At 61.2% G+C, this 22,442-nt stretch carries 19 protein-coding genes and 1 tRNA gene; 14 read left to right on the top strand and 6 right to left on the bottom strand.

Annotated elements, in window-relative coordinates; genetic code table 11:
- Nucleotide 1: 1 nt before the first annotated feature.
- A complete protein-coding gene (locus VOI23_RS14275; protein ID WP_323785582.1) occupies nucleotides 2-2,092 on the bottom strand; it encodes a DEAD/DEAH box helicase in 2,091 nt (696 codons plus the stop codon).
- 747 nt (nucleotides 2,093-2,839) lie between these two features.
- Between VOI23_RS14275 and mraZ the strand changes: the two genes are divergently transcribed.
- The 10 genes from mraZ (at nucleotide 2,840) to VOI23_RS14325 (ending at nucleotide 13,697) form a co-directional block, all read left to right on the top strand.
- Entirely contained in the window at nucleotides 2,840-3,433 is a 594-nt protein-coding gene (gene mraZ, locus VOI23_RS14280) for a division/cell wall cluster transcriptional repressor MraZ (protein WP_323785583.1), read from the top strand.
- A gap of 3 nt (nucleotides 3,434-3,436) precedes the next feature.
- A complete protein-coding gene (gene rsmH / locus VOI23_RS14285; RefSeq protein WP_323785584.1) occupies nucleotides 3,437-4,426 on the top strand; it encodes a 16S rRNA (cytosine(1402)-N(4))-methyltransferase RsmH in 990 nt (329 codons plus the stop codon).
- A gap of 3 nt (nucleotides 4,427-4,429) precedes the next feature.
- The gene (ftsL, locus tag VOI23_RS14290; RefSeq protein ID WP_323785585.1) at nucleotides 4,430-4,777 is read left to right on the top strand and encodes a cell division protein FtsL; all 348 of its coding nucleotides are present in this window, start codon (nucleotides 4,430-4,432) and stop codon (nucleotides 4,775-4,777) included.
- Complete coding sequence (locus tag VOI23_RS14295; RefSeq protein WP_323785586.1) at nucleotides 4,774-6,558, top strand: penicillin-binding protein 2; 1,785 nt, start codon at nucleotides 4,774-4,776, stop codon at nucleotides 6,556-6,558. The genes ftsL and VOI23_RS14295 overlap by 4 nt, the downstream gene beginning before the upstream one ends.
- 18 nt (nucleotides 6,559-6,576) lie before the next feature.
- The gene (locus tag VOI23_RS14300) at nucleotides 6,577-8,085 is read left to right on the top strand and encodes a UDP-N-acetylmuramoyl-L-alanyl-D-glutamate--2,6-diaminopimelate ligase (RefSeq protein WP_323785587.1); all 1,509 of its coding nucleotides are present in this window, start codon (nucleotides 6,577-6,579) and stop codon (nucleotides 8,083-8,085) included.
- Complete coding sequence (locus tag VOI23_RS14305; RefSeq protein WP_323785588.1) at nucleotides 8,082-9,524, top strand: UDP-N-acetylmuramoyl-tripeptide--D-alanyl-D-alanine ligase; 1,443 nt, start codon at nucleotides 8,082-8,084, stop codon at nucleotides 9,522-9,524. The genes VOI23_RS14300 and VOI23_RS14305 overlap by 4 nt, the downstream gene beginning before the upstream one ends.
- Nucleotides 9,525-9,527: 3 nt before the next feature.
- A complete protein-coding gene (gene mraY / locus VOI23_RS14310; RefSeq protein WP_323785589.1) occupies nucleotides 9,528-10,610 on the top strand; it encodes a phospho-N-acetylmuramoyl-pentapeptide-transferase in 1,083 nt (360 codons plus the stop codon).
- Between the two features lie 150 nt (nucleotides 10,611-10,760).
- A complete protein-coding gene (gene murD / locus VOI23_RS14315) occupies nucleotides 10,761-12,164 on the top strand; it encodes a UDP-N-acetylmuramoyl-L-alanine--D-glutamate ligase (protein ID WP_323785590.1) in 1,404 nt (467 codons plus the stop codon).
- A gap of 208 nt (nucleotides 12,165-12,372) precedes the next feature.
- Entirely contained in the window at nucleotides 12,373-13,029 is a 657-nt protein-coding gene (locus VOI23_RS14320) for a dienelactone hydrolase family protein (RefSeq protein ID WP_323785591.1), read from the top strand.
- Nucleotides 13,026-13,697, top strand: coding sequence for a phosphoribosyltransferase (locus VOI23_RS14325; protein ID WP_323785592.1), 672 nt, complete (start codon nucleotides 13,026-13,028; stop codon nucleotides 13,695-13,697). Before VOI23_RS14320 ends, VOI23_RS14325 begins: the two co-directional genes overlap by 4 nt.
- A 22-nt stretch (nucleotides 13,698-13,719) precedes the next feature.
- Here VOI23_RS14325 and VOI23_RS14330 read toward each other — a convergent pair whose 3' ends face one another.
- The 3 genes from VOI23_RS14330 to VOI23_RS14340 form a co-directional block, all read right to left on the bottom strand.
- Nucleotides 13,720-14,220 carry a DUF2244 domain-containing protein gene (locus tag VOI23_RS14330; protein WP_323785593.1) on the bottom strand — a complete coding sequence of 167 codons (501 nt, stop codon included), beginning with the start codon at nucleotides 14,218-14,220 and terminating at the stop codon, nucleotides 13,720-13,722.
- A gap of 207 nt (nucleotides 14,221-14,427) precedes the next feature.
- On the bottom strand, nucleotides 14,428-16,101 hold the full coding sequence (gene ctaD, locus VOI23_RS14335; protein WP_323785594.1) for a cytochrome c oxidase subunit I: 1,674 nt from the start codon (nucleotides 16,099-16,101) through the stop codon (nucleotides 14,428-14,430).
- 333 nt (nucleotides 16,102-16,434) lie between these two features.
- Complete coding sequence (locus VOI23_RS14340; protein WP_323785595.1) at nucleotides 16,435-16,857, bottom strand: c-type cytochrome; 423 nt, start codon at nucleotides 16,855-16,857, stop codon at nucleotides 16,435-16,437.
- Between the two features lie 240 nt (nucleotides 16,858-17,097).
- On the opposite strand from VOI23_RS14340, the gene argC reads away from it, so the two are divergent.
- Both argC and VOI23_RS14350 read left to right on the top strand, forming a co-directional pair.
- Complete coding sequence (argC, locus tag VOI23_RS14345) at nucleotides 17,098-18,027, top strand: N-acetyl-gamma-glutamyl-phosphate reductase (protein ID WP_323785596.1); 930 nt, start codon at nucleotides 17,098-17,100, stop codon at nucleotides 18,025-18,027.
- 165 nt (nucleotides 18,028-18,192) lie between these two features.
- Complete coding sequence (locus tag VOI23_RS14350; RefSeq protein ID WP_323785597.1) at nucleotides 18,193-19,086, top strand: DMT family transporter; 894 nt, start codon at nucleotides 18,193-18,195, stop codon at nucleotides 19,084-19,086.
- 38 nt (nucleotides 19,087-19,124) lie between these two features.
- On the opposite strand, the gene lipB is transcribed toward VOI23_RS14350, so the two are convergent.
- Nucleotides 19,125-19,790, bottom strand: a complete 666-nt coding sequence (gene lipB / locus VOI23_RS14355; RefSeq protein ID WP_416376537.1) for a lipoyl(octanoyl) transferase LipB — start codon at nucleotides 19,788-19,790, stop codon at nucleotides 19,125-19,127.
- A gap of 122 nt (nucleotides 19,791-19,912) precedes the next feature.
- Here lipB and VOI23_RS14360 point away from each other — a divergent pair, with 122 nt between their 5' ends.
- Nucleotides 19,913-21,520: a peptidoglycan-binding domain-containing protein gene (locus VOI23_RS14360; RefSeq protein ID WP_323785598.1), complete on the top strand. Its 1,608-nt coding sequence runs from the start codon at nucleotides 19,913-19,915 to the stop codon at nucleotides 21,518-21,520.
- Between the two features lie 98 nt (nucleotides 21,521-21,618).
- Here the strand turns inward: VOI23_RS14360 and VOI23_RS14365 are convergent, their stop codons facing one another.
- Complete coding sequence (locus tag VOI23_RS14365) at nucleotides 21,619-22,035, bottom strand: LytTR family DNA-binding domain-containing protein (protein WP_323785599.1); 417 nt, start codon at nucleotides 22,033-22,035, stop codon at nucleotides 21,619-21,621.
- 320 nt (nucleotides 22,036-22,355) lie between these two features.
- Here VOI23_RS14365 and VOI23_RS14370 point away from each other — a divergent pair.
- Nucleotides 22,356-22,442 (top strand) — tRNA-Leu (locus tag VOI23_RS14370).

A 22,442-nucleotide genomic window follows, 5' to 3' on the forward strand; every position in this document is an offset into this window, starting at 1 on the left:
ACTATTTCCGCCGTTTCGGCGTCGCGTTGGGACCGCGATCAGGACCGGCCGATTTATGGCGCGGCTTGGGCTTGCCCATGCGTTCTGACGTTTTTGCAGCCCCGGCTTTGTATTTGGACGCGGCGCCTTTGCGCGGTGCCTTACCGTCAGGTGCGGGTTTGTCCCACTTCTTCTTGGCGCGCGGTTTGTCCGTGCTGTCCGGGCCGCCATCTTTGGGTTTGAACTTGTCCTTGCGTGGTCCTGCCGCGCTGTGGACGGCGTCATCGCGCTTCTTATAGTCGTCGCGCTTCTTGAAATCGTCCCGTTTCTTGAAACCGTCGGGCTTTGCGCCGTCTTCACGCTTCTTATACGGCTTGGATTTCGGCGCGCCGCCTTCGGGCTTGTCCCAGACGCGTTTGGATTGCGGTGGCCGCGGCGCGGATCGCGCGCCCAGTTCCGGGGCGGAGGCCAGGACCGTGACCTGAATGCCTTGTTCCAGCGTCGCGTCGGCCCCGATCCGGGACATGAACGCATCGCGTGCGGGGGCTTTCATTTCGACAAATGTCTGTTGATCCTGAATGCGGATCGCGCCGATCGAATCCTTTTCAATGCCGCCAGAGCGCAGCAGCATCGGCAGCAGCCAGCGGGCTTCAGCCTTTGCGTCATGCCCGATCGACAGGCTGATCCAGGCCGAGGGGCCAAAGGGGGTGCGGTCGCGCTTTTCCGACTTGGCCGGGGACAGGTCCAGATCTTCGGGCGCGGAATGGCGGGTTTCGTACAGCGCCAGATAGGCCTTGGCCAACTGTTCGGGGCTAAAGGTCCCGGTCAGGGTTTCAATGAAATCCGCCTGTGTTTCCGGCGCGGGATCGGTCCAGACCGGATCCGCCAGCATCCGTTCACGGTCCTTGCTGCGCACATCTTCTGCCGACGGTGGCGGGCCCCATTCTGCGTTCAGCTTGGCAAAGCGCAGCAACCGTTCGGCCTTGTTCTGGCTGCGATGGGGCACGATCAGCGCCGAAACGCCCTTGCGCCCGGCGCGACCAGTCCGGCCCGACCGGTGCAACAGGGTTTCCGATCCGGTCGGCAATTCGGCATGCACCACCAGATCCAGTTTGGGCAGGTCGATGCCGCGGGCGGCCACGTCGGTGGCGACGCAGACACGTGCACGGCCATCGCGCATCGCTTGCAGCGCATGGGTGCGTTCGCTCTGGCTCAATTCGCCGGACAGCGCAACAACCTGGAATCCCCGGTTCGACAGCCGCGCGGTCAAACGGTTCACCATCGCGCGCGTGTTGCAGAACACGATGGCGTTTTCGGCATCATAATAGCGCAACGCGTTAATCACCGCGCCTTCGCTCGACGCCGGGGAAACGGTAAAGGCACGATAATCAATGTCGCTGTGCTGCATCGTTGCGGAGGTGGTTTTCACCCGCACAGCGTCTTCGCGCATGAAATTCTTCGACAACCGTTCGATTTCACGCGGTACTGTGGCCGAGAACATCAAGGTGCGACGGGTTTCAGGGGCAGAGCCCAGAATGAATTCCAGATCTTCGGCAAAGCCCAGATCCAGCATTTCATCGGCTTCGTCCAGAACCACCGCGCGGATTTCCGACAGATCGATGCCGCCGCGCTGAATGTGATCGCGCAGTCGGCCCGGGGTGCCAACAACGATATGTGCCCCGCGTTCCAGCGCGCGGCGTTCGGTGCGCATATCCATACCGCCGACACAGGAGGCCAGAACCGCACCGGTCGGGGCATAGAGCCATTCGAATTCGCGCCGCACCTGCAATGCCAATTCCCGTGTCGGCGCGATGATCAGCGCTAGCGGGGCTGCGGCATGGGGCAGGCGGGTTTCACCTTTTAATAGGGTCGGGGCCAGTGCGAGGCCGAAGCCCACGGTTTTGCCGGATCCGGTCTGGGCCGAAACCAGCAGGTCGTTTTCGGTCAGATCGTCCCGGATCATTTCCTGTTGCACAGGGGTCAGCGTTTCATAGCCGCGTGCGGTCAGCGCCTCGGCCAGTGCGGCAGGGAGAACAGATGGAAGCGTCATGTCGGAATAGTCGTCCTCGGCGGTGGCGACAGTCCCGAAGAGTCGGAAAAGGGCGGACCGCATGTGTAAGCCGTGCGGATTACCCGGTTTTGAGGCAAATGAGAAGCGGAAACTTCGCCGGGTGGTCAAAGGCAGGTGCGGCAAAGTGGGGGGCAGTACCGGGGGGGCTGATAATGGCACCCGGGATTGCCAATCCCCGGATCACTGCCGAACTGCCGCGGAGCTAAGGAGCGATGCTGATGAAAATAGGCAGGGATGGGAGTTTTGGGAATTCATGGGACGGATCTGAGCTCAAGCGGCGCCCGGAGCGATTCACTTCGTTCCACCTTAGATTTAGGCTTGTTTCTTAATGATGGTAATCTGTTTTTCTCAGTATCTGCCCGATTGCCGTGTTGAGCAGAAGGGCGTTGAGGAAATTTTTTTGGGATATTGTGGGATTTTCTGGCGAACTGCAATTTTATCAACATTTAGTGATCAATTGCGTTTGTGAATCTAATTGTGCTGCAGTTCGATCCAATATCGATCGTCTTCTATCCTGTAATGCCCCTGTAAATGTCCTTGCAGAGAAGGGAGTGGGGAAATTTCCTGTTGATTTCCATGAATTCCCATGTCATTCCTAGTTCACACGATGAAGACGGGAAAATTAAGGGGCAAAAAGACCCCAGGTAAAAACTTCCAAGTCAGGTTTCATACAGGCACCCGCATTCATCGAAACACGAGAGATCCGGCGCGCGAGCGAGCAGACATCCCCCCAGGTGGCGCGCGCAGCTGGACACCCCGCAAAGCGGGACGAGGGCGGCGGATTGGGCAGTGGCAGCAGCTCAATCCGCCGTTTCGTTTTTCAGGCTTGCGGGTCGATACCAATTCATCTGGGCGGGCAACAAGGGACGGGCCAAGACAGTGGGTCTGAGTTTCAGAGGCGAATTCGACCAGAAGGTCGATAGCAAGGGTCGGATGTCGATTCCTGCTGCTTTTCGCCGTGTGCTCGAAGATGGCGATCCCGATTTCCCGCAAAACCCCAGTTCGCGCATGGTGGTGCTGTACGGTCCGCATCTGAAGGGCTGCCTGCATGCCTACACGATCGACGCGATGGCCGAAATCGAAGCCGATATCGAAGCCCTGCCGCGTGGTTCGAAACGCCGTAAATACGCCAGCCAGATGATCCTCGGGAAATCCTGGGAAACCGAGATCGACCGTGATGGCCGTATCGTGTTGCCAAAGGAACGCCGCGAACAGATCGGGCTGGAAGGCGTGGCCACAATGGCTGCCCGTGGCGACTATTTCGAAATTTGGAACGCCGATACCTACACGGCAGAAGAAGACGCAGATCTCAACGAATTCCTTGCCGAACAGGACGACGATTTCGATCCGCTGTCACTGCTGGATGGTGCGAAAGGGGCATAACTCATGGCCACAACGGTCCCAAGCCCCGAAAATGCGCCGCATATTCCAGTTCTATTGCGTCCCCTGATCAAGGCGGTTTCACCGGTTTCCGGTGTCTGGCTCGACGGCACTTTTGGTGCTGGCGGCTATTCCCGCGCGCTGCTTGAGGCTGGCGCCGACAAAGTGATCGGTGTGGACCGCGATCCGCTGGCGCTGGAAATGGCCGCGCCCTGGGCCGGTCAATATGGCGACCGGCTGGAATTGGTGCAGGGGGTGTTTTCCCGGCTCGACGAATATGGCTCCGATCTCGATGGCGTGGTGCTGGATCTCGGGGTCAGCTCGATGCAGCTCGATCTGGCCGAACGCGGCTTTTCCTTCATGAAGGAAGGTCCGCTCGACATGCGGATGAGCCAAGAGGGGCGTTCCGCCGCCGATATCGTCAACGAGGCCAGCGAAAGCGATTTGGCCGATATTCTGTTTCATTACGGCGAAGAACGCGCCAGCCGTCGTATCGCCCGCGCGATCCTGCGCGAACGTGATCTGGAACCGATCACCACTACATTGCGTTTGGCGAAGATTATTGAATCCTGCCTGCCACGGTCGAAACCCGGTCAATCGCATCCCGCCACCCGCAGCTTTCAGGCGCTGCGGATCGCGGTAAATGACGAATATGGTGAACTGATCGGCGGGTTAGAAGCCGCCGAACGGGCGTTGAGGCCGGGCGGGCAACTGGCCGTGGTCACGTTCCATTCGATCGAGGACCGGATGGTGAAGCGATTCTTGCAACAACGGTCCGGCGGTGCAGGCCGGAGCAACCGCTATGCGCCGGAACAAGAAACCGTCGCGGCCCAGTTCATAATGAAATCGCGCAAGGCGATCGGCCCGGACGATCAGGAACTGTCGGAAAACCCGCGCTCGCGCAGCGCCAAGTTGCGGGTCGGTATTCGCACCGATGCCCCGGCCGGGTCCTGCGATCGCAAGGGTTTGGGCATGCCGATGTTGAAAGGAACCTGAGGGATGCGCAGTTTTTTCTACATTTTTACCGCTCTGGCCGTGATCGGTCTGGCTTTTTGGGCCTATCAGGAAAATTACAAAACTCAGGCTGCGCTGGACCAAACCGAAGAATTGCAGGCCGCCATCGGGCAGGCACGGTCGCGGCTGGCGACGCTTAAGGCCGAATGGGCCTATCTCAACCGTCCAGACCGGCTGCGCGAACTGGCTGATATCAATTACGACCGGCTGGGCCTGCTGCCGCTGGCCCCTGAACAGTTCGGCAAGACCGATCAGATCGCCTATCCGGCGTTAAATTCGAGCTATGTCATCACCGATCCGGTCGATGTATCGTCAAGCGAGGAACTGCAATGATCCGGACCCCACTGCGCCCGCTGGCCCGTATTCTGGATGCCCGGTCCAAAGGGGAAAATCCCGACGCCATCGAACGCGAAAACATTCGGCTGCGGCACGAAGAAATGCGCGACCGCGCCCGCCAGCGTGCCGAGGGCCGCCTGTTGGTGCTGGGGTTGTTTTTCTTCTGTGCCTTCTCGGCGGTGGGGATGCGCATGGCGGCGCTGTCGGCAACGGAACCGACTGAACCCCGCGCCAGCGCAGCCGGGGCCGCGATCATGGCGCAACGCGCCGATATCGTCGATCGACAGGGCCGCATTCTGGCCACCAATCTTGAAACCTACGCGCTGTATGCTCAGCCGACAGAAATGATCGACCCGGAACATTCCGCCACGGAACTGGCGCGGATTTTCCCCGAACTGGACCGCGAATCCCTGCTCAAAGATTTTACAGGAAAGCGCAAATTTCTGTGGATCCGCAAAAAGTTAAGCCCCGAACAGAAACAGGCTGTTCACGATATTGGCGATCCCGGTCTGATGTTTGGTCCGCGTGAAATGCGGCTTTATCCCAATGGCCATCTGGCCGCTCATGTGCTGGGCGGCGCGGGCTTTGGGCGTGAAGGCGTTCATGCCGCCGAAGTGATCGGAGTGGCCGGTGTCGAACGCCAGTTTAATGAACTGCTGCGTGACCCGGCCAACGAAGGCAAGGCGCTGCAGTTGTCGCTCGACCTGTCGGTGCAGGCGGCCGCCGAACGGGTATTGTCGGGCGGGATGAAGCTGATGAATGCCAAAGGGGCCGCGGCGATTCTGATGGATGTGCATAGCGGCGAAATCCTGTCGCTGGTGTCCTTGCCCGATTTCGATCCCAATGACCGGCCGCGCCCGCCGACCCAGGGCCACGCCGCCGACAGCCCTCTGTTCAATCGTGCGGTGCAGGGGGTTTACGAACTGGGCTCGACCTTCAAAATCTTTGCCGCGGCTCAGGCGATGGAACTGGGTTTGGCCAACCCGTCCACGATCGTCGACATCCGCGGCCCGCTGAGATGGGGCAAATTCAAAATCCGGGATTTCCACAATTATGGCAAGGAACTGACCCTGACCAAGATCATCGTGAAATCGTCCAATATCGGTACCGCCCGGGTCGCTCAGCAGATCGGCGTGGACCGGCAGAAGGACTTCTTGCGCAGCCTTGGTCTGTTCGAAGCAACCCCGGTCGAATTGACCGAAGCCGGCGGCGGCAAGCCGCTGTTGCCGAAAAACTGGTCGGAACTGTCGACGATGACGATTTCCTACGGTCACGGCCTGTCCGCGACGCCGATGCACCTGGCTGCCGCTTACGCCGCCATTGCCAATGGCGGCACCAAGGTCGAACCAACCTTGCTGAAACGGGACAAGGCGCAGACCGGCCCGCGTGTGATGTCGGCACAAACCGCCCGCGCTGCGCGGATGATGCTGCGCAAGGTGGTCTCCGAAGGCACCGCCAGCTTTGGCGAAGTGCCCGGCTATGCGGTCGGGGGTAAAACCGGCACCGCAGACAAGCCCAAGGAAAACGGCGGCGGTTATTATGACGACCGGGTGATCGCTACCTTTGCGTCGATGTTCCCGGCCTATGATCCGCAATATGTTCTGGTGGTGACATTGGACGAACCCAGCGAAAATTCGGGTGACAAACCGCGCCGCACCGCTGGCTGGACCGCGGTGCCGGTGGCGGGGGAAATGATCCGCCGTATCGCGCCGTTGCTGGGTCTGCGGCCCGAGATTGAACCCGACACTCTGGCTGATATAACGCTGACATCAAACTAAGCCGGGAAAGGCGCATGGATGGCAGAGCAGGGCAAATCTCGGGACAAGTCGGCAGGCAAATCGCTGGGTGAACTGGGGCTGACCGCCAAGGGCGGGCGCAATCCGTTTATCGCCGGTCTGGCCGTGGATAGCCGCGAGGTGCGCAAAGGTTTCCTGTTTGCCGCGTTGCCGGGCACGAAAATTCATGGCGCGACCTTTGTTGAAACCGCATTGGAACAGGGCGCGGATGCCATCCTGACCGATGCCGAGGGCGCGCAGATCGCCGCCGACGCGCTGGCGCGCAACGACGCGGCGCTGATCATCGCCGAAGACCCGCGTCAGACGCTGGCCTATACAGCCGCATTGTGGTTCGGAACCCAGCCCAAGACGATGGTGGCGGTTACCGGCACCAATGGCAAAACCTCGGTCGCCACCTTCGCCCGCCATATCTGGTCCGAACTGGGCTTCGAGGCGGTCAATCTGGGCACCACCGGGGTCGAAGGTGCCTATCAGGCCCCATTGCATCACACCACGCCGGAACCGATCACCCTGCACCGGATGTTGGCGGAATGCGCCGCAGCAGGCGTGACCCATGCCGCGATGGAGGCTTCCAGTCACGGGTTGGCGCAGCGGCGCCTTGACGGCGTGCATCTATGTGCTGCGGGGTTCACCAATTTTACCCAGGATCACCTCGATTACCACGCCACATTCGACGATTATTTCCAGGCCAAGGCGGGGCTGTTTTCCAGGGTTCTGCCCGAGGATGGTGTCGCGGTGGTCAATGTCGACGATCCGCGCGGTCAGGATATCGCTGCGCTTGCTGCCGAACGCGGCCAGCGGGTGATCCGGGTCGGGCGGCTGCCGCTGGCGGATCTGCAATTGCAGGCCCAGCGGTTCGACGCGACCAGCCAGGAAATCCGGTTCCGGTTTCAAGATCAGCTCTATCTGGCACGGTTGCCGCTGATCGGCGGGTTCCAGGCCGATAACGTGCTGTTGGCTGCCGGTCTGGTGATCGGGGCCGGGGCCGATCCGGATCGGGTGTTTGAAACCCTGCCACATCTGGGTACGGTGCGCGGCCGGATGCAACTGGCCGCAACGCGTGCCAATGGCGCCACCGTGTTTGTCGATTACGCCCACACACCCGATGCAGTGGAAACCGCGCTCAAGGCGTTGCGCCCGCATGTGATCGGACGCCTGGTTGCGGTGATCGGCGCGGGTGGCGACCGTGATCGCACCAAACGGCCATTGATGGGGCAGGCGGCGGCGGACAATGCCGATCTGGTAATCGTGACCGACGACAATCCACGCAGCGAAGATCCCGCCGCGATCCGCACCGATGTGCTGATGGGCTGTCCCGACGCGATCGAAGTCGGCGACCGCGCCGAAGCGATTTTGCGCGGCGTTGATGCGCTGGGACCGGGCGACGCGCTGCTGGTCGCCGGCAAGGGCCATGAAAGTGGCCAGATCATTGGCGAAAACACCTACCCCTTCGATGATGTCGAACAGGCCAGCGTGGCGGTCGCGGCGCTGGACGGGGGAATGGCATGATCCTTTGGACCGCAGACGAGGCCGCCCGGGCTACCGGCGGACGAACCACCTCCGATTGGCAGGCCAGCGGCGTGTCGATCGACACCCGCACATTGCTGCCCGGTGACCTGTTCGTCGCTTTGAAGGCGGCGCGGGACGGGCATGAATTCGTGGCGCAGGCGTTGCAAAAGGGCGCGGCGGCGGCCTTGGTGTCGCATGTGCCAGAAGGCGTGGCTGCGGACGCGCCCTTGCTGATTGTGCCCGACGTGCTGAAAGCGCTGGAGGATCTGGGTTGTGCCGCCCGGGCGCGCACAAAGGCCAGGGTCGTGGCCGTCACCGGGTCGGTCGGCAAGACCTCGACCAAGGAAATGCTGCGCACCGTGTTGGCAGGGCAGGGCAAGACCCATGCGGCGGAGGCGAGCTACAACAACCACTGGGGTGTGCCGCTGACGCTGGCGCGGATGCCGCGCGACACCGATTTCGCGGTGATCGAGATCGGCATGAACCATCCCGGCGAAATTGGCCCGCTGGCGCGGATGGCGCGGCCGCATGTGGCGATGATCACCACCGTCGCCGCCGCCCATCTGGAAGCTTTCGACAGTATCGGGGGGATCGCGCATGAAAAGGCCGCGATCTTCGACGGGTTGGAACCGGGCGGCGTGGCAGTGACCAATGGCGATCTGGATACTGCGCCGATCCTGGAACAGGCGGCGCGCCAGCAGGGCGCGCAGATCATCACCTTCGGCGAGGCTCCGCGCAACCATCACCGGGTGACCGAAGTGACCCTGGTCGATGACGTGACCGTGGTGCGCGGGCGCCGCTGGCGCAGTCCGGTATTATTCAAGATCATGGCGGCGGGGCGGCATTTCGCGGTCAACGCGATGGGCGTAATGGCGGTGATCCATGCGCTGCGGCTCGACCCGACGATGGCGGCCGCCGACTTGGCACTGTGGCAGCCGCCGGCGGGGCGCGGAATGCGCGAACGTATCCAGTTCGATCCGGTGATGGAGGAGCAGGCGATCGAATTGATCGACGACGCTTTTAATGCCAATCCGACCTCGATGGCCGCCGCGTTGGAGGTGTTGGCCGCTGCCCATCCCAAGGATGGTATCGGGCGCGTCTCCAAGGGGCGGCGGGTCGCGATCTTGGGCGATATGCTGGAACTCGGCCCGGATGAAAATGCTATGCACAAGGCCATCGCAGAGCTGCCTTTCGTGGCGCAGATCGATGTGTTTCATTGCGTCGGGCCGCGGATGAACCGGCTCTGGTCGCAGTTACCTGTTGCAAAGCGCGGCGAATGGGCCGAAAGCGCCAGCAAGCTGGCTGATCGCGCCCATCGGCTGATTGATGCCGGTGATGTGGTGCTGGTGAAGGGCTCGAAGGGATCGAAAGTGTCCAAGGTTGTTGACGCGATCCGAAAACTGGGCCATCCCGCGCCCCAATCTGAACAAGGGGCGTAACATATGCTGTATTGGTTGACCGGGCTTTCGGACGGTGGCGACTTCTTCAACCTGTTTCGCTACATCACATTCCGCTCGGGCGGGGCCTTCATGACGGCACTGATCTTCGGGTTCATCTTCGGCAGGCCGCTGATCAACGTGCTGCGCAAGCGGCAGGGCAAGGGTCAGCCGATCCGCGATGACGGTCCCGAGGGGCATTTCGTCAAGGCCGGAACGCCAACCATGGGCGGGTTGCTGATCGTGGGGGCGCTGTTGACCTCGACCATCCTGTGGGCGCGGCTGGACAATCCCTTCGTCTGGCTGGTGCTGTTCGTCACCCTGGCCTTTGGGTTGATCGGCTTTGCCGACGATTACGCCAAGGTTTCCAAGCAGAACACCAAGGGGGTTCCGGGCAAGCTGCGGCTTTTGCTGGGTTTTGTGATCGCGGGGATCGCGGGCTACTGGGCGACGCTTTATCATCCCGAGGCGCTGCAATACCAACTGGCGCTGCCGGTGTTCAAGAATACGCTGATCAATCTGGGGCTGATCTTCATCCCCTTTGCGATGATCGTCATCGTTGGCGCGGCCAATGCTGTGAACCTGACCGACGGGCTTGACGGGTTGGCAATCATGCCGGTGATGATCGCTGCCACCGCTTTGGGCATCATCGCCTATGCGGTGGGCCGGGTCGATTTTACCGAATATCTGGACGTGCATTACGTGCCCGGCACTGGCGAGATACTGATCTTCGTCGCCGGGCTTGTCGGCGGCGGTCTGGGGTTCCTGTGGTACAATGCGCCGCCTGCGGCTGTGTTCATGGGCGATACCGGGTCGCTGGCCCTGGGCGGCGCTTTGGGCGCTATCGCGGTGGCCACCAAGCACGAAATCGTGTTGGCCATCGTGGGCGGGCTGTTCGTGGTCGAGGCGCTGAGCGTGATCATCCAGGTGCTCTACTTCAAGCGCACCGGCAAACGGGTGTTCCTGATGGCCCCGATCCATCACCATTACGAAAAAAAGGGCTGGGCCGAACCGCAGATCGTGATCCGGTTCTGGATTATTTCGCTGATCCTGGCGATGATCGGGCTGGCGACGCTGAAGATCCGCTGAAGCTGCCATCGTCGCGATGTGCAGGCTTTACGGCGCGCGCAGGTTTGTTTCGTCGCGGGCCATTGGCCCTCTCCTCGGGATTTGCGCTCCACGCGGGAGTGTTTAAGGAACAGTGTAAGCCTGCGGTAGCGGGAATGGGGACAAGAGAACATGATACCTGTCACGGGATTTGAGACGCGCCGGGTGGCCGTTCTGGGGCTGGGCCGGTCGGGTCTGGCCACCGCGCGGGCGCTGCGGCTCGGTGATGCGGTGCCGCTGTGTTGGGACGATAATGCCGAGGCCCGCGACCGCGCCGAGGCCGAAGGATTCGAAATCCGCGACCTGATGCGCCCCGGTGCCTTCGACGATATTTCGTGGCTGGTGGTCAGCCCCGGTATTCCGCATCTGTATCCCGACCCGAACAAGGTTGTCGCCGCCGCCTGGGAGGCGGGCGTTCCGGTGGACAACGATATCGGGCTGTTTTTCCGGTCGCTCGGTTCGGGCGACTGGGATCATCACGACACGCCGCCCCGGGTGATCGCTGTGACCGGGTCGAACGGCAAGTCGACCACCTCGGCGCTGATCCACCACGTGCTGGAAGAGGCGGGCAGGAAGGCGCAGCTGGCCGGTAATATCGGACGTGGGGTGTTGGATATCGAACCACCCGAAGACGGCGACGTGATCGTGTTGGAACTCTCCAGCTACCAGACAGATCTGGCTCGCGCCCTGACCCCCGATATCGCCGTGTTCACCAATCTCAGCCCCGATCATCTGGACCGCCACGGTGGCATCGGCGGGTATTTTGCCGCCAAGCGCCGGTTGTTCGCCGAAGGTGGCCCGGACCGCGCCGTGATCGGGGTGGATGAAAACGAAGGCCGCTATCTGGCCAACCAGTTGAGCCAGGCACCGGGCGACGACCGGGTGATCCGGGTGTCGGCCGCGGCGAAACTGGCCGGGCCGGGATGGAATGTCTTTGCTCGCAAAGGGTTCCTCAGCGAATATCGCAAGGGACGTCAGGCCGGATCGATTGATTTGCGCGCCATCACCGGGTTACCCGGGGCGCATAATCACCAAAACGCCTGTGCCGCCTATGCCGCCTGCCGGACGCTGGGCATCGCGCCGCGGGTGATCGAAGCGGCGTTCCAAAGCTTCGCCGGGCTGCCGCACCGCAGCCAGACCATCGCCGAACAGGACGGCGTTCGTTTTGTCAACGACAGCAAGGCCACCAATGTCGACAGCGCCGAAAAGGCGCTGCGCGCGTTTTCCAACATTCGTTGGATTTGCGGCGGATTGCAGAAAGAAGGCGGGCTGGGGCCGGTTCTGGACGCGCTGGGATCGGTAAAGAAAGCTTATGTGATCGGCCGCGAGGCGGCGCAATTCGCGCTGCAGCTGGAAGGCTGCGAGACCGAGGTCTGCACCACGATGGAACAGGCGGTGGCCCGCGCCGTTGAGGAAGCGGAAGAGGGCGATACCGTGTTGCTGGCCCCGGCGGCGGCCAGTTTCGATCAATATGACAATTTCGAACAGCGCGGCGAGGATTTCGCGGCTTGCGTGACCGCCGCTCTCGGGCGCTGATCTGGCCCGAAACCACCCCGATCATCGGTCTTAGCGGCGCGCGAAGGCTTTCGTGACGGGGCCCTCAAGCTTGGGGGCCTCTGCGCGTTCTGGTTCTCCTGGCCGCGACCATGACCTCGGTCAAAGACAGCCGCGTGACCCTGCGCCACCCTTACTAAGTACGCTCAGGTCCAAAGCGGACCTCGGTCGCGGCAATTGGGGGTCGAAGATGGATGATCTTTCTACCAAGCAACAGGTTCAGGTCGGGCCAAGGCGGCTCGGTGGGGTCTTGCGCCTTCCCGACGATCCGATCGGGCTGGTGATCTTTGCTCATGGCGCAGGTAGCAGCCGGCTCAGCCCGCGCAACAATCATGTGGCTGCGGCGCTGGGGCAGCGCCGCATCGCCACGCTGCTTTTCGATCTGTTGACCGAGGAAGAGGCGCTGGATCGCCGCAATGTCTTTGACATCCCGCTTTTGGGCCAGCGGTTGATCGAAGCGGTGGAGTGGACCCGGGCGCAACGCGATCTGGCCGGTCTGCCGGTAGCGCTGTTCGGGTCCAGCACCGGGGCGGCGGCGGCCTTGGTGGCAGCGGCAGAATCGCCGGACCGCTTTGCCGCCGTGGTGTCGCGTGGCGGACGGCCCGATCTGGCGGGGGCGGCGCTGACTGAGGTGCGTGCGCCGGTGCTAATGATCGTGGGCGGTGATGACGGCGCGGTGATTGACCTGAACCGCAACGCGGCAAAACTGCTGAGCTGTCCGCAGCGGACTGAAATCGTTCCGGGCGCAACGCATCTTTTCGAAGAACCCGGCACGCTGGACCGGGTGATCGTATTGGCCGGGGATTGGTTCGAAACGCATTTCAGTTCCCGAGGAGGACAGCCATGACCCGTTTCCCCGATCGTAGCGCTGCCGGGCAGGCCCTGGCCGAGGTGGTGGCGCAGAAAGCCTATGACGATCCGGTGGTGCTGGCGTTACCGCGCGGCGGCGTTCCGGTCGCCATTGAACTGGTTCGGGCGCTGAAAGCGCCGATGGATCTGGTGATGGTGCGCAAGATCGGCGCGCCCGGTCAGCAGGAACTGGCCGTGGCGGCGGTGGTCAATGGTGACGATCCGCAGATCGTCGTCAATGACAGTATCGCGCGGGCCTTCGGGCTGAGCGAGGCCGATATAGATGCGATGTCAAAGCCAAGGCTGGCAGAGATTGCACGCCGCCGCGCGCTATATCTGGGCGGCCGTAAAAAGGTGCCGGTCAAAGGCCGTACCGCCATTGTCACCGATGACGGGATCGCCACCGGGGCGACGATGCGGGCGTCTCTTTTGGCGGTGCGAAGGCGCGAACCGGCGCGGCTGGTGCTGGCCGTTCCTGTCGCGTCGCGCGAGGTAATCGAGGACCTTGGCAAAGAGGTGGACGAGGTGATCTGCCTGACGATGCCGGACCCGCTGCGCGCCATCGGAATGCATTATGACGATTTTTCCCAGGTCGATGATGACGAGGTGGTACGGCTGCTGGCCGAGGCGGACCGGCTTGCCGGGCCGCAACCGCCCGAAGGCTGATCGCGCTATGGCGCAGGTCCGTCTATTTCACCGGATCGGAGCCGGCGCGTAGCTCGGACAATGTGCTCTGCAATTCTGTAAACAGAATCTTGCGTTCGTCTTCGGACAGGAAGCTGCCGATTTCCACCGTGCGGCCATTGCCGCTCAGGGTGATGTAGAACGGCACCGGCCCGCCGCTCACATGCATTTCAGCCCGCGCCCAGTAGATGTTACAGACCCATTCCTTGACCGTGCCGTGCACCGGCTTGTGCCGCAGGATCAGGTCGGCCCCGTCAAACCGCAGTTCTTCCAATATCTCGCCGTCGCGGTAGGACCGTTCCAATCCCCACCACAGCGCCCCCACCATCGCCAGAACGAAGGGCAGAATGCCCCACAGAAACACCGTTCCGATCAACGCATAAAGCGGCATGGTGCCCAGCGTGAAAGCCAACAGGATCATTGCCGCGAAACCTTTGCGCGGCAGCGACCGGTGTGGCCAGAGGGTCAGAAGAACGTCGTGTTGGGGTGACCAGCGATAGGGCATGAGGGTGGTATAATCGCACGATAAGAAATGTCGATGGGGCAGGGCGAGGAAAGGCTATGCGCCGGGGCAGGGCGGTTAAATTTCCGGCACGCAACCTCATGTGGAAAATGTCCCAATTGTCAGTGTCGCCGACCGGAAACCACCATCCTGAAACGAATCAGGCCCCGCAATGCGGGGCCTGATCTGTTGTTTCTGTCCGATCCGGGATCAGTGGGCGTGGCCCTTGTCCCAGTCTTCCTGCTTGGGCAGGGTTTCGAACGTATGTTCCGGCGGCGGGCACGGCAGGGTCCATTCCAGCGTATCCGCGTATTCGTTCCAGTAGTTGTTCTCGGTCACTTTCTTACCCTTCAGCAGGGCATAGATGATGATGCCGAAGAACAGGATGAAGGACGCGAAGGAAATCATGGCGCCGATCGACGAGATCTTGTTCCAGTAGGCGAAGGCCTCCGGATAGTCGATATAGCGGCGCGGCATGCCCTGACGGCCCAGGAAGTGCTGCGGGAAGAAGGTCAGGTTGACGCCGATGAAGAACAGCCAGAAGTGGATCTTCGCAGCGAATTCCGAATACTCACGTCCCGACATCTTGCCGAAATAGAAGTAGATACCGGAGAAGATGGTAAAGGCCGCCCCCATCGACATGGTGTAATGGAAGTGGGCAACCACGTAATAGGTGTCGTGGTAGGCCCGGTCGACGCCGGCCTGGCTCAGCACGATGCCGGTCACGCCGCCGATGGTGAACAGGACCAGGAAGCCAAAGGCGAACAGCATCGGCGCCTTGAATTCGACTGAACCGCCCCACATGGTGGCAATCCAGCTGAAGATTTTGACGCCCGTTGGCACCGCGATGACCATCGTGGCCAGCATGAAGTAGCTCTGCTGGCTCAGCGACAGGCCGACCGTATACATGTGGTGCGCCCAGACGACGAAGCCCAGACCGCCAATTGCGATCAGCGCCCAGACCATCGGCAGGTAACCGAAAACCGGCTTGCGCGAGAAGGTGGCGATCACGTGGCTGACAAGGCCGAAACCGGGCAGGATCACGATATACACTTCCGGGTGGCCGAAGAACCACAGGATGTGCTGATACAGGATCGGGTCGCCGCCGCCCGAGGGGTCGAAGAAGGTAGTGCCGAAGTTACGGTCGGTCAGCAGCATGGTGATCGCGCCTGCCAGAACCGGCAGCGACAGCAGGATCAGCCACGAGGTGACAAAAATCGACCAGGCAAACAGCGGAACCTTGAACAGGGTCATGCCCGGGGCACGCATGTTCAGGAAGGTGGTGATCATGTTGATCGCACCCAGGATCGAGCTGGCACCGGATACGTGAACCGCGAAGATCGCCAGATCCATCGACATGCCGCCTTCGTGGACACTGAGCGGCGGGTAGAGAACCCAGCCGACGCCAGAACCAAGTTGGTCATTGCCGCCCGGGGTCAGCATCGACGCGACACCCAGCGAGGTGCCCGCGACATAAAGCCAGTAGGACAGGTTGTTCATCCGCGGGAACGCCATGTCCGGTGCGCCAATCTGCAACGGCATGAAATAGTTGCCGAAACCGCCGAACAGAGCCGGGATCACGACGAAGAACATCATCAAGACACCGTGATAGGTGATCAGAACGTTCCACAGATGCCCGTTGGGGGTGCATTCGCTGGAAGCATCGGCGAACAAGCGCGCGCCTTCCAGGCACATGTGCTGAACGCCGGGTTCCATCAGCTCGATACGCATGAAAACGGTGAAACATACCGAGATCAGACCGACGACGGCGGACGTGATCAGGTAGAGGATACCGATATCTTTGTGGTTGGTGGACATGAACCAGCGCGTGAAGAAACCGCGATTATCTTCGTGTTCGTGGCCGTGGATGGCTGCGTCTGCCATGCTCTCGCCTCCTGTTGGTGTATTGAAAGGCGCAAGGAGAGACCCCATGCACCCATGTTCAATTCACGTTTTAGAATGCCCGGGCCGTAACAGCAATTGCCGAATTTGATGCAGATCAAATAATTTTGTCGCACCCCCCTCTGGGATCGCGTGGTGCGGAGAAGGGATGGACTGTTTACCGCAAGGCCGGTTCCCCGTCGGTAAACCCGAGCCGGGAGCGGCACTGTTGCCCCTGCCTGGCCGGACACCTGCCGTGTCGTGGTGTTGCCTGCGAAACGAAAACAGGCGCACGGTGTCCCGCGCGCCTGTCGGCATCGTCAGATGAATCTGCTTTTATTCAGCCGCCGGTGCAACCGAAGCCAGATAGGCCGCGACGTCTTCACCGTCTTTTTTCAGCTTGTAGGTCATTTTCGACTTTGCCGAGCCGTCGCCTGTCACTTCTTTCAGGTAGGCATTGGGATCAGCGACGAAATGCGCCAGGTTTTCTTCGTCCCAGACCAGTCCGGCTTCGCCGGCAGCGACAATGCTGTTGCCGTATTTGAAACCTTCATAGGTGCCGGCGGTGCGGCCGATCACGCCGTAGAGATTCGGACCGGTCTTGCCGCCCTTCATGATCACGGTGCCGTCATCGGCGGCGATCGTGTGGCAGGCTTTGCATTTCTTGAAGGTCTTTTCGCCCTTGGCGGCATCGCCTTCGGCAAAGGCCGGGGCGGCCAGGGTCGCCAGAACGGCAGTGGCGGTCAACAGTTTCTTCATTGCGTGCCTCTTAAATTGGTTTCGGTTCGCGTCCTGTGTCTAGATACTTCACATCGACAGGTTATCAACAGAGTAAAGGCAAGAAGAATTGTCGCAGTCCAGTGCTTCTTAAGTCTCGTTTGCTCAGTATTGCGGGAATTTCATCCGGTTTCGACCAAAAAACGCTTCTGATTCCGGGGCAATCGGGATAGGAGCGGTGGCGCGCAAAGACGCGCAGTTTTCGAATGAAAGAGGACGATCATGACGACCAGGGTATTCATTGATGGCGAAGCTGGCACGACGGGACTTCAGATCCGCGATCGCCTGACCCGCCGTCCGGATATCGAACTGGTCCAGATCGACCCGGATCTGCGCAAGGATGCCGATGCGCGGCGGGCGGCTTTCGCGGCGGCCGACGTGGCGATTCTCTGCCTGCCCGATGCTGCGGCAAAGGAATCGGTGGCTTTGTCCGCCGACCTGCCGGTGCGGATCATCGACGCTTCGACCGCGCACCGGGTGAACCCCGACTGGGCCTTCGGGCTGCCGGAACTGTCGCCGGAACATGCCGAGCGGATTCGCACCGCGCGCTATGTCACCAATCCCGGCTGCTATTCGACCTGCTCGATCGCCATTCTTGCGCCGCTGGTGGCGGCGGGGCTTATCCCGGCGGATCACCCGATCAGCATCAATGCGATCAGCGGATACACTGGCGGCGGCAAGGGGTTGATCGCCGAATATGAAAACGGAGAAGCGCCCGACGCCTTCCTCTATGCCACCGGCCAGCATCACAAGCACCTGCCCGAGATCGCCAAGCATAGCGGTCTCGACCGGTCGCCGATCTTCGTGCCGATGGTGGGCAACTTCGCCCAGGGTATGGCAGTGCAGATTCCGCTGCACCTGTCCGAACTGCCGGGCGGCGTCACCATGGCGAATCTGCACGAGGCGCTGTCGAAGCATTATGACGGGGCCGAATACATCCGGGTTGCCCCGATCGAAGATCAGGACAGCCGGATCGTTCCGACTGCGTTGAACGGCACCAACGATCTGGAAATCTCGGTCCGTGGCGACGCCGAAACCGGTCGCGTGGTTCTGATCGCGGTACTGGACAATCTGGGCAAGGGTGCCTCTGGCGCTGCCGTACAGAATCTGGACCTGATGATCGGCGCGACAGCAGATAGCGTTTCCGCCTGAAACTCTTAAACAAGGACGCTCCGCGAGTGCGGGGCGTTTCGAATTGCCACCTTGTCAGTTTGCGCCCAAGGCGTACTCCGAATGGCTCTTGTCTCTGTGAGGGGTAAACCCTACTGCTGGGCGTGATGAATTTCCTCTCGATTTCCTAGGTTGGGCACCGCGCAGATGACCACCAGATCCCCTTCCCAAGTCACGGGCTATAGTGCCGCGTGGAGCATCGTTTTTGTCTGGTCTTTCTGGCTGATCGTGAGCCGGATCGCCAATCAAAGCGGGCTGACAGTCTACGATTTGGCCGCGATGCGCTATGGTCTGGCGTCGCTGATCGCGGTGCCGCTTTGCCTCTACTACAAGCCCTGGCAGGGGTTGCGCCTGATACAGATCGCAGTGGTCTCGTTTATTCTGGGCCCAATCTATATTCTCTGTGTCTTTTCCGCCTTTCACTATGCACCTGCCGCCCATGGCGGAATCTTCATGAACGGGGTGCTGCCGCTGATCAGTATTCTTTTCGGCATTGTGCTCTATCGCGTTGCCCCCGGTTTTCGGCAACTTCTGGGGGCGGCGCTGATCCTTGTCTCGGCGGTCGTACTGGCATGGGATGGCACCGCGACCAGTGGACCGGATGCGTGGATTGGTGATCTGCTCTTCGTGATTGGCGCACTCTTTTTCTCCTCCTATGTCATTCTGTCCGAGCGCTGGAGGCTCAGCGCGATGCAGGTCATTTTCTGCGGCACGGTGGTGAATGCGTTGCTGTATCTTCCGGTCTGGGGGCTTTGGCTGCCCTCTGGACTGGCAGAGGCGCCCTTGCAGCCGCTACTGTTGCAGGCGGTTTATCAGGGCTTTGTACCAAACCTGATCGGGCTTATCTTCATTGCCCATGCCTCGCGCAATATCGGCAATGCCAATACCTCCTCCATCCTGGCCGCGGTTCCGGGGGTGGGTGGGCTGCTGGGCGTGCTGATTCTGGGCGAAAGCCTCAGTCCGCTAAGCGTTGCAGCGATGGTGCTGCTGACGGTCGGGTTGTTGATTAGCGTCCGCCGGAAAACGCCCGTACCGTCCTGAATCGAAGACGCGGGCTTTGCCGAACGCCCGTCGCGGGTTTATCCCGCGACGGGCAACTCCCCGAATTCCGCATCGAAACTCCGCCGCAGCGCCACGTCGAGATCCTCCATCGTCACCGGCAGGCCCAGATCGACCAGGCTGGTAACGCCGTGTTCGGTGATGCCGCAGGGCACAATGCCGCTGAAATGCTCCAGATCGGGATCGACATTGATCGACACCCCGTGAAAGCTGATCCATTTGCGCAGCCGGATACCGATGGCGGCGATCTTGTCCTCGGGCACGGCTCCCGATGCGGTCAGCGGCTTGTCTTTGCGCTCAACCCAGACCCCGACCCGGCCGTCGCGGATTTCGCCGCGAATGTTGAATTCGTCCAGCGTCGCGATCACCCAGTTTTCCAGCTGTTGCACGAAGCGGCGCACATCATGGCCGCGCTTGCCGACATCGAGCATCACATAGGCGACCCGCTGCCCCGGCCCGTGATAGGTATATTGCCCGCCACGCTTGCTTTGATGAACCGGGAACCGGTCGGCATCGCGCAAATCCTCGCGCTTGGCCGAGGTGCCGGCGGTATAAAGCGGCGGATGTTCGACCAGCCAGACACATTCACCGGCCGCGCCCGCCGCGATCTTGGCGGCGCGGTCTTCCATGAAGGCCACGGCGTCGTCGTAATCGGTCAACCCTTCAGTGGTGATCCATTCGACCATTATTTGCCTTTCTTGCTGCCCTGTCTCGTTTCATCACACGCCAAGGGCCTTTTTCCTCGCCTCGACACAGGGTTTTGAGCTACCCTGATTCCATTAATGTATATCTATAAGGAGCGAGGATAATGTTTTCCAAGTCGCTTAAGACCACCTTAGCTGCCGCTCTGCTAGTCACGACGACAACAGCCCCGGCATTTTCTGACAATCTCGGCGCGGCCATCGTGGGCGGTATCATTGGCGGCGCGATCCTCAATGAAGCCAGCAAGAACAAGAGGCGCACCGTTTACTCGAACACGAATTCCGTTACCCGTCAGCAAAACCGCGAAGTCCAATCGTCGCTGAACTATTTCGGCTTCCCTGCCGGCACCCCCGATGGTGTGCTGGGCAGCCGGTCGCGTTCTGCAATCTCGCAATACCAGGTTTACATGGGCTTCCCCGCCACCGGCAGGCTGTCGCCTTATGAACGCGATTTTCTGGTGTCGTCCTACAGCCGGGCCCAGATCGGCGGCCCGCAGGTGATCAAGGCGATGCAGGGACAGCAGGGCGTACGCAGCCTGCTGCATACCTGGCGCGACGAAGCGACCGGCAGCCGCAGCGCCGGCGGCTATGGCACCGGTTATGGCGGCGTTCCGGTCGAGGTCAGCCAAGCGATCGACGAAATCGCCAGCAGCACCGAACCCAGCGCTGAACAGCTGATGCAACGGTCAGGCTTCATGCAATTGGCCGATTTGAACAATGACGGCAAGAACGACTATATCCTCGACACCTCCGTCAGCGGCAGTTCGTTCTGGTGCGGCACCTCGCATTGCACGGTGATGGTTTTCGCCTCGATGCCGCAGGGCTACCGCCGGATCGATTTCCAGGCCCGGGGCGTGACCCCGGCGAGCTTCTCTTGTCATCAAAGCAATTGTTCGCTGATTGAACCGGGCACCACCACGATGGCCGCCGCCCCGGCTCCGGTGCCAGCCCCCGCACCGCAAACAGCAGCGCCGCAAACCACGATGGCTGCGGCACCGCTGGGCGGCATTCAGCCCTTCGCCATGGCCGGAGACAGCAAACCTGCGGCGTCGCTTGCCAGCCATTGCAGCAAAGTCAGCCTGTTGACCAATTCCAATGGCGGCTTCGTGACAATGGCCACGTTGCGCGATCCCGACCTGGCCCTGGGTGAACAGTTTTGCCTAGCCCGGACCTATGCGATTGGCGCGGGCGAAGACATGGTTGCCAAGGTGCAGGGGTTGAACCCGGCCCAGGTCGATGCGCAATGTGATGCCTTCGGTCCCGCACTGGCCCCGTTTATCGCCAAGCTGGGGGCAGGCACCGCTGCCGAGGTCACCGATGAGGTGCAGAAATTCGTCCTGCAATCGAACATGTCGCTGCCGCAGCTCAACAATACCGCTCGGATCTGCATGTTCTCGGGCTATCGCCGCGACAAGATGGAAGTCGCGCTGGGATCGGCCTTGCTGATGGTCGGTATCGGTCAGGCCCCTTATGCCGAACTGGTCGGTCATCACCTGTCGCAGGGTTTTGGCGTGACGAAATCGGCAGCCCGGGCGCAGGAGTGGTACAACTTGTCGGTCAACGCGCTGGAAGCGGGGGCCGAACCGGTCTTTGCCCCGGGACAACCCGAACGCGTTGGGTTGATCAAGGCGGCCGCTGCCGGACTGAACGGCGGCGCGATGACCATGCCCGCTGGCGGGTCTGCATCGGGCCTGCCCAGCTTCTCGCTGGAATAAGCTCTGCCATAGGGGCTGAATGATGCGATGCGGCCGTCCGCCCGACGGCCGCATCTGTCCATCCGGACAGTGGGTTTGCGATCGTGCCGGGCAGCGGTTTATGCCGGCAGTAAACCGGTGTCCTTGATCTTGGCGAAATTGGCGCGGCTGACCGGGATTTCCGAGCCGTTTTTCAGGGTCAGCACCGCGCGATCCCCGTCGCGGCGGGCATGCGTTACCGCGCCGAAGGCGATCCAAGGGGACCGGTGTACCCGCGCCCCGGCCAGATCGCCGGTTTCCCTGATCGCATCCCGGCGCCGCAACAGAATTCGCTCGTTGCCCTTTGATCTGCGTACGCAGGTATGGTGATCCTCCGCCGAAAGCGCCAACAGCGCGCCGCGTTTGTCCAGCGGAAGGCGATCCAGAATAGCAGTTGGGGGCAGGGGCTCTGCGTTCTGGTCCGTAACGGGCGCACGCAAATGATCGAGTTCCGAAAAATCGGCGGTGACTGAAAATATCATGGCAATGATGGTCACACTGAAAAGGGGCCCTTCATCTGCCCCATTCACGAAGCGTAGATTGCGATTGCCCGTCACTCACGAAGCCACCTCAAAGTTTCGCACATCCGATATGGCAGGTATGGGCCGGGTTTGGCTCGCTCGGCGCACCATCAACAAGACGTTTATGCCAGATCGTCCTGCATTGGGCTTTGCCGTGATCGCGATCACGCTAAGTCTAATCGTTATCGATCTGTTGCGCGAAATCATCGCGCGACGCGGGGCAAGGGATCCCGAAAAATCTTTCTTGCAGCCCATTCGAACATCCCTTAGATAGCCTTTCACCAAGCCTAGACAGTGCGGTCGTGGCGGAATTGGTAGACGCGCAGCGTTGAGGTCGCTGTTCCTTAACCGGAGTGGAAGTTCGAGTCTTCTCGACCGCACCA

This window comes from Thalassovita sp. (assembly GCF_034670005.1).
Lineage (GTDB): Bacteria > Pseudomonadota > Alphaproteobacteria > Rhodobacterales > Rhodobacteraceae > Thalassobius.

Coding starts and splice junctions, on each gene's coding strand:
- VOI23_RS14275 (WP_323785582.1), bottom strand. CDS start 2,092: ATGCGGTCCGCCCTTTTCCGACTCTTCGGGACTGTCGCCACCGCCGAG.
- VOI23_RS14295 (WP_323785586.1), top strand. CDS start 4,774: ATGATCCGGACCCCACTGCGCCCGCTGGCCCGTATTCTGGATGCCCGG.
- VOI23_RS14325 (WP_323785592.1), top strand. CDS start 13,026: ATGACCCGTTTCCCCGATCGTAGCGCTGCCGGGCAGGCCCTGGCCGAG.
- ctaD (WP_323785594.1), bottom strand. CDS start 16,101: ATGGCAGACGCAGCCATCCACGGCCACGAACACGAAGATAATCGCGGT.
- VOI23_RS14305 (WP_323785588.1), top strand. CDS start 8,082: ATGATCCTTTGGACCGCAGACGAGGCCGCCCGGGCTACCGGCGGACGA.
- murD (WP_323785590.1), top strand. CDS start 10,761: ATGATACCTGTCACGGGATTTGAGACGCGCCGGGTGGCCGTTCTGGGG.
- ftsL (WP_323785585.1), top strand. CDS start 4,430: ATGCGCAGTTTTTTCTACATTTTTACCGCTCTGGCCGTGATCGGTCTG.
- VOI23_RS14340 (WP_323785595.1), bottom strand. CDS start 16,857: ATGAAGAAACTGTTGACCGCCACTGCCGTTCTGGCGACCCTGGCCGCC.
- VOI23_RS14360 (WP_323785598.1), top strand. CDS start 19,913: ATGTTTTCCAAGTCGCTTAAGACCACCTTAGCTGCCGCTCTGCTAGTC.
- rsmH (WP_323785584.1), top strand. CDS start 3,437: ATGGCCACAACGGTCCCAAGCCCCGAAAATGCGCCGCATATTCCAGTT.
- VOI23_RS14300 (WP_323785587.1), top strand. CDS start 6,577: ATGGCAGAGCAGGGCAAATCTCGGGACAAGTCGGCAGGCAAATCGCTG.
- argC (WP_323785596.1), top strand. CDS start 17,098: ATGACGACCAGGGTATTCATTGATGGCGAAGCTGGCACGACGGGACTT.
- lipB (WP_416376537.1), bottom strand. CDS start 19,790: ATGGTCGAATGGATCACCACTGAAGGGTTGACCGATTACGACGACGCC.
- VOI23_RS14350 (WP_323785597.1), top strand. CDS start 18,193: ATGACCACCAGATCCCCTTCCCAAGTCACGGGCTATAGTGCCGCGTGG.
- mraY (WP_323785589.1), top strand. CDS start 9,528: ATGCTGTATTGGTTGACCGGGCTTTCGGACGGTGGCGACTTCTTCAAC.
- VOI23_RS14330 (WP_323785593.1), bottom strand. CDS start 14,220: ATGCCCTATCGCTGGTCACCCCAACACGACGTTCTTCTGACCCTCTGG.
- VOI23_RS14320 (WP_323785591.1), top strand. CDS start 12,373: ATGGATGATCTTTCTACCAAGCAACAGGTTCAGGTCGGGCCAAGGCGG.